A 4,846-nucleotide genomic window follows, 5' to 3' on the forward strand; every position below is an offset into this window, starting at 1 on the left:
TGCGGATCGGTGACGCCGTCGAGCACGAGCAGCAGCGCGGGCCCGTTGATGCCGTCGAGCAGCTCGGACAGGTTCTGCGCAAGCGGCATGTCCTCGACGCGCGCGACGACACCCTGATGGCGCTCGGTGTGCGCGAGGCCCCACAGGCGCGTTTCGTCGGCTGCGATCAGCCGCACGCCCGCTTCCTTCGCGGCGTGCAGGAAGTCCTGCATGCGGCGGTCGCGGCGCGTCTGGTCGTACAGCACCTCCGCCACCGTCGATGCATCGTGCCGCAAACGTGCGGTCACCGCATGAAAACCGTAAAGAACCTTCAGACGTGACATGACTGGAACAACCTTCGATCAAACGTGCGGCCGCGCGACGTGCGCAGCCGCGATCCATGGAAAAGGAAAGCGCCGCGTGGCCGGCCGATGACCGGTGACGCGGCGTCTCTCGATACTGCAGGGCGTGCGCGTACGCCGCCCCGAACACTCAATACTTCTTGCGGGCGCGAGCCTTCTTCGCAGTCGGCTTCGCGGGTGCGCCACCGCCAGCACCGCCGCTCTTCTTCGCGGCGCCACGCGCGGCGCGCGCTTCCTGCACCGCGACGCTCGGCGCGCTCGCGGCCTTCTTGCGACGCGGCACGGTTTCCTCCACCGGCGGCAGCGCACGCACGCGCGGGCCATTGCCGCTGCCGTTGCCGTTGCGATCGATGCCGGCAGCTGGCGCGGGCGACGGACGCGGCGCCTTCACCGGCGTATCGCGCACGAGGCGGAAATCGATCTTGCGCGCATCGAGATCGACGCGGCTCACCTGCACGCGCACGCGATCCGACAGGCGATAGCGGATGCCCGTGCGTTCGCCGCGCAGCTCGTTCTTGATCTCGTCGTACTGGAAGTAGTCCGAGCCGAGTTCCGTCACGTGCACGAGCCCTTCGATGAACAGCGTGTCGAGCTGCACGAAGATGCCGAACGACGTCACGCCGTTCACCATCCCGCCATACTCCTCGCCGAGCTTGTCGCGCATGAAGTAGCACTTGAGCCACGCTTCGACGTCGCGCGACGCCTCGTCCGCACGGCGCTCGTTCGCCGAGCAGTGCAAGCCGAGCTCTTCCCAGATCGCCGTGTTCGAGCGCGAGCGGTTGCGCGCTTCGTCGTCGGCCTGCTGCATCGCGCGGGCGCGCGGCGACAGCGCGGTGTTCAGCTCGAAGCCTTCCGGCGCCTTCGGCGTGTACTTCTTGCCCGACAGGATCGCGTAGATCGCACGGTGCGTGAGCAGGTCCGGATAGCGGCGGATCGGGCTCGTGAAGTGCGCGTACGCCTCGTACGCGAGGCCGAAGTGACCGATGTTGTCCGGACTGTAGACCGCCTGCTGCATCGAGCGCAGCAGCATCGGCTGTAGCATCTGCGCGTCCGGCCGGTCGCGGATCTGCGCCATCAGCGCCGCGTAGTCGCTCGCATGCGGCTTGTCGCCGCCGCCGAGCGACAGGCCCATGCCGCGCAGGAACGCGCGCAGGTTCTCGAGCTTCTCCGGCGTCGGCCCCGCGTGCACGCGGTACAGGCCCGGATGCTTGTTGCGCTTCAGGAAATCGGCCGCGCAGACGTTCGCGGCCAGCATGCATTCCTCGATCAGCTTGTGCGCGTCGTTGCGCTGGCGCGGCACGATCTGCTCGATCTTGCCCTGCGAGTTGCAGACGATGTAGGTCTCGGTCGTGTCGAAGTCGATCGCACCGCGCTTTTGACGGGCGGCGAACAGCGACTTGTAGACGCCGTACAGATCCTGCAGGTGCGGCAGCAGATCGGCGCGGCGCGCGGCCTCCGGCCCCTTCGTGTTCGACAGCACGGCCGCGACTTCGGTGTACGTGAGGCGCGCCGCCGAATGGATCATGGCCGGGTAGAACTGGTAGGCCTTGATCTCGCCGCGCGCGGTGATCACCATGTCGCATGCGAGCACGCAGCGATCGACCTGCGGATTCAGCGAACAGAGGCCGTTCGACAGCTTCTCCGGCAGCATCGGAATCACGCGACGCGGGAAGTAGACCGACGTGCTGCGCTCGAGCGCGTCGGCGTCGAGCCCGCTACCCGGCTGTACGTAGTGCGACACGTCGGCGATCGCGACGATCAACCGGAAGCCGTCGCCGCGGCCGACCTTGACCGGCTCGCAGTAGACGGCATCGTCGAAGTCACGGGCGTCCTCGCCGTCGATCGTCACGAGCGGCACGTCGCGCAGGTCGACGCGGAAACGCAGGTCGGCCGGGCGCACCTTGTCGGGCAGCGCCGCGGCTTCGTCGAGCGCCGACTGGCTGAATTCGTGCGGCACACCGTACTTGCGCACCGCGATTTCGATTTCCATGCCCGGATCGTCGATATCGCCGAGCACTTCGACGACACGGCCGAGCGGCTGCGAATGACGGCTCGGGAAATCGGTCAGCTCGACGACGACGACCTGCCCGACCTTCGCCTTCTTCACGTTCTGGGTGATCAGGATGTCGTGGCCGATGCGCTTGTCTTCCGGCGCGACGATCAGCGCACCGTTCTCGTTCAGCAGGCGGCCGATCACGCGCTTGTTCGCGCGTTCCGTGACTTCGACGACGTGCCCTTCCGGGCGGCCGCGGCGATCGTAGCCGACGATCCGCGCGAGCACGCGGTCGTTGTGCATCACCTTCTGCATTTCGCCGTTCGGCAAGAACAGGTCGTCCTGGCCGTCGTCGCGGATCACGAACCCGTAGCCGTCGCGATGCCCCTGCACGCGCCCGGCGACGAAATTCGACGGATGGGTCAACTGGTAGTGGCCACGCTTGTCGAGGCGGATCTGGCCGTCGCGCTCCATCGCGGCGACACGCCGGAAGAACCCCTCGCGCTCTTGACGCTTGATCGACAGGGCTTCGGCGATGTCGTTGGCGGCCAGCGGCGCGTCGCTCGTACGCAGCACGCCGAGAATCTCTTCACGGCTCGGAATGGGGTACGGATATTTGCTCAAGGGTTTGTCGATGATTGTTCTCGTTGCGTTGACTGATGGTGCACGGCATCAACATAGAGGTGTCCGTCAGACAGTTCTATATTGACGGCGGCGGGTCATTCTATCACCCGCCTGTGTCGCCAAAAGACGGGAATGCCGCCAGCACGCGCGGCGACGGCCTGTTTGCGATGCATCGCAAAAAAGTGTTGACAGGGTTAATTGGGGCGCTATAATTTCGCTTCTTTGCAGCAAGCAGCTACTGCAAAACGTGCCCAGGTGGCGGAATTGGTAGACGCACTAGGTTCAGGTCCTAGCGGTGGCAACATCGTGGAGGTTCGAGTCCTCTCCTGGGCACCACTTGATTTATAAAAAAGGTCGGCTTTTGCCGGCCTTTTTTCATTTCGGCGCTTGCATCGCGAGTGCCCGTCCTCGGCCCTTATGTCGGCCGCTCCGATCGATAGCAGAATTTATCGGTTATCAATCGCGCTCCCCGTTGTTACGTTAGCCGCCTCGCTTTCAACGCATCCAACGAGGAGCACCCTTCATGACGTCGATGAACCGCCGCGCATTCGCGCGCGCGATGCTGGCCGCGGGCCTCGCTGCCGCAGGTGTCCGCGCGCACGCGGAGAACGCGCCGGCCACGCTGCGCATCGGTTACCAGAAGTCGTCGACGCTGATCACGCTGCTCAAGACGCGCGGCACGCTCGAGCAGGCGCTGACGCCGCTCGGCCTGCGCGTGTCATGGCATGAATTCGCGAGCGGATTGCCACTGACCGAAGCGCTCAATGTCGGCGCCGTCGACTTCAGCGCGGACGTGGCCGATACGGTGCCGGTCTTCGCGCAGGCCGCGCATGCGCGTTTCGTGTACGTCGCGCAGGAGGCACCTTCGCCGAAGGCGCAGGCGATCGTCGTCAAGCAGGACAGCGCGCTGCGCACGCTCGCCGATCTCAACGGCCGGCGTATCGCGGTCACGAAGGCGGCCGGCAGCCACTACCTGCTGCTTGCCGCGCTCGCCCGCGCGAAGCTCGCGCCCGCCGACGTGGCGATCCATTACCTGACACCCGCAGACGGCCGCGCCGCGTTCGAGCGCGGCAGCGTCGACGCATGGATCACGTGGGATCCGTATGTCGCGTCGGTCGACCGGAATCACGACGTACGGATTCTGGCCGACGGCGACGGACTCGCGTCGTACCAACGCTACTACCTCGCGTCGAGCAGCTTCGCCGCCGCACGCCCCGATGTCATCCAGATCCTGTTCGACCAACTGTCGCAGGCCGGCGCGTGGCTGCGCGACCATCCGCAGGAGGCCGCGAACACGCTCGCGCCGATCTGGGGGCTCGATGCCGCGACGATCGCACGTGCGAATGCGCGACGCAGCTATCTCGTCCGCGCGGTGGTCACGCAAAACTTCGGTGAACAGCAGAAGATCGCCGACACGTTCCTTGCGGCCGGGCTGCTGCCCGCCCGCGTCGATACGAGCCAGGCGCAGCGCTGGAATTTCACGACGAAGCGCGCGGAGCCGGTCGGCGCGTGACGGTCGGCGGCGCAAGGCGCGCAATATTTTTGCCGCTCCGGATGAAATTGTGTTGACAGACTTCGCCGGCACGCTACAATAGCGGTCTTCGCACTGCAGTAAGCGAAACGTGCCCAGGTGGCGGAATTGGTAGACGCACTAGGTTCAGGTCCTAGCGGTGGCAACATCGTGGAGGTTCGAGTCCTCTCCTGGGCACCACTTGATTTATAAAAAAGGTCGGCTTTTGCCGGCCTTTTTTCATTTCCGGTGCACAAATCGATATGTGTGCTCGTGTCGACGCATTTACCCCGCCGACATCACACCGCACATCGAGGAGGCGCGTCAGCCGTCACGGGCCATGCACTCGCCGGTTCGGCAATCAAGCCACCCGGTATT

General features: G+C 65.4%; 3 protein-coding genes and 2 tRNA genes. 3 read left to right on the plus strand and 2 right to left on the minus strand.

What is annotated here, in order from left to right:
• Together JMF90_RS24270 and rnr are read right to left on the minus strand one after the other, a co-directional pair.
• A partial coding sequence (locus JMF90_RS24270) for an RNA methyltransferase substrate-binding domain-containing protein (protein WP_305790755.1) occupies positions 1–323 on the minus strand: 323 nt, incomplete at its 3' end.
• Between the two features lie 148 nt (positions 324–471).
• The gene (gene rnr, locus JMF90_RS24275; RefSeq protein WP_201316875.1) at positions 472–2,958 is read right to left on the minus strand and encodes a ribonuclease R; all 2,487 of its coding nucleotides are present in this window, start codon (positions 2,956–2,958) and stop codon (positions 472–474) included.
• Between the two features lie 249 nt (positions 2,959–3,207).
• Here rnr and JMF90_RS24280 point away from each other — a divergent pair.
• The 3 genes from JMF90_RS24280 (at position 3,208) to JMF90_RS24290 (ending at position 4,669) form a co-directional block, all read left to right on the plus strand.
• Positions 3,208–3,294 (plus strand) — tRNA-Leu (locus JMF90_RS24280).
• 187 nt (positions 3,295–3,481) lie between these two features.
• A complete protein-coding gene (locus JMF90_RS24285) occupies positions 3,482–4,471 on the plus strand; it encodes an aliphatic sulfonate ABC transporter substrate-binding protein (RefSeq protein WP_077217785.1) in 990 nt (329 codons plus the stop codon).
• Positions 4,472–4,582: 111 nt separating this feature from the next.
• Positions 4,583–4,669, plus strand: a tRNA-Leu gene (locus JMF90_RS24290).
• Positions 4,670–4,846: the final 177 nt, after the last annotated feature.

Source organism: Burkholderia sp. E168m23 (genome assembly GCF_016586125.1).
Taxonomy (GTDB): Bacteria; Pseudomonadota; Gammaproteobacteria; order Burkholderiales; family Burkholderiaceae; genus Burkholderia; species Burkholderia orbicola.

Bases quoted from the DNA above. Each gene is read 5' to 3' on its own strand.
- JMF90_RS24285 (WP_077217785.1), top strand. From the start codon at position 3,482: ATGACGTCGATGAACCGCCGCGCATTCGCGCGCGCGATGCTGGCCGCG.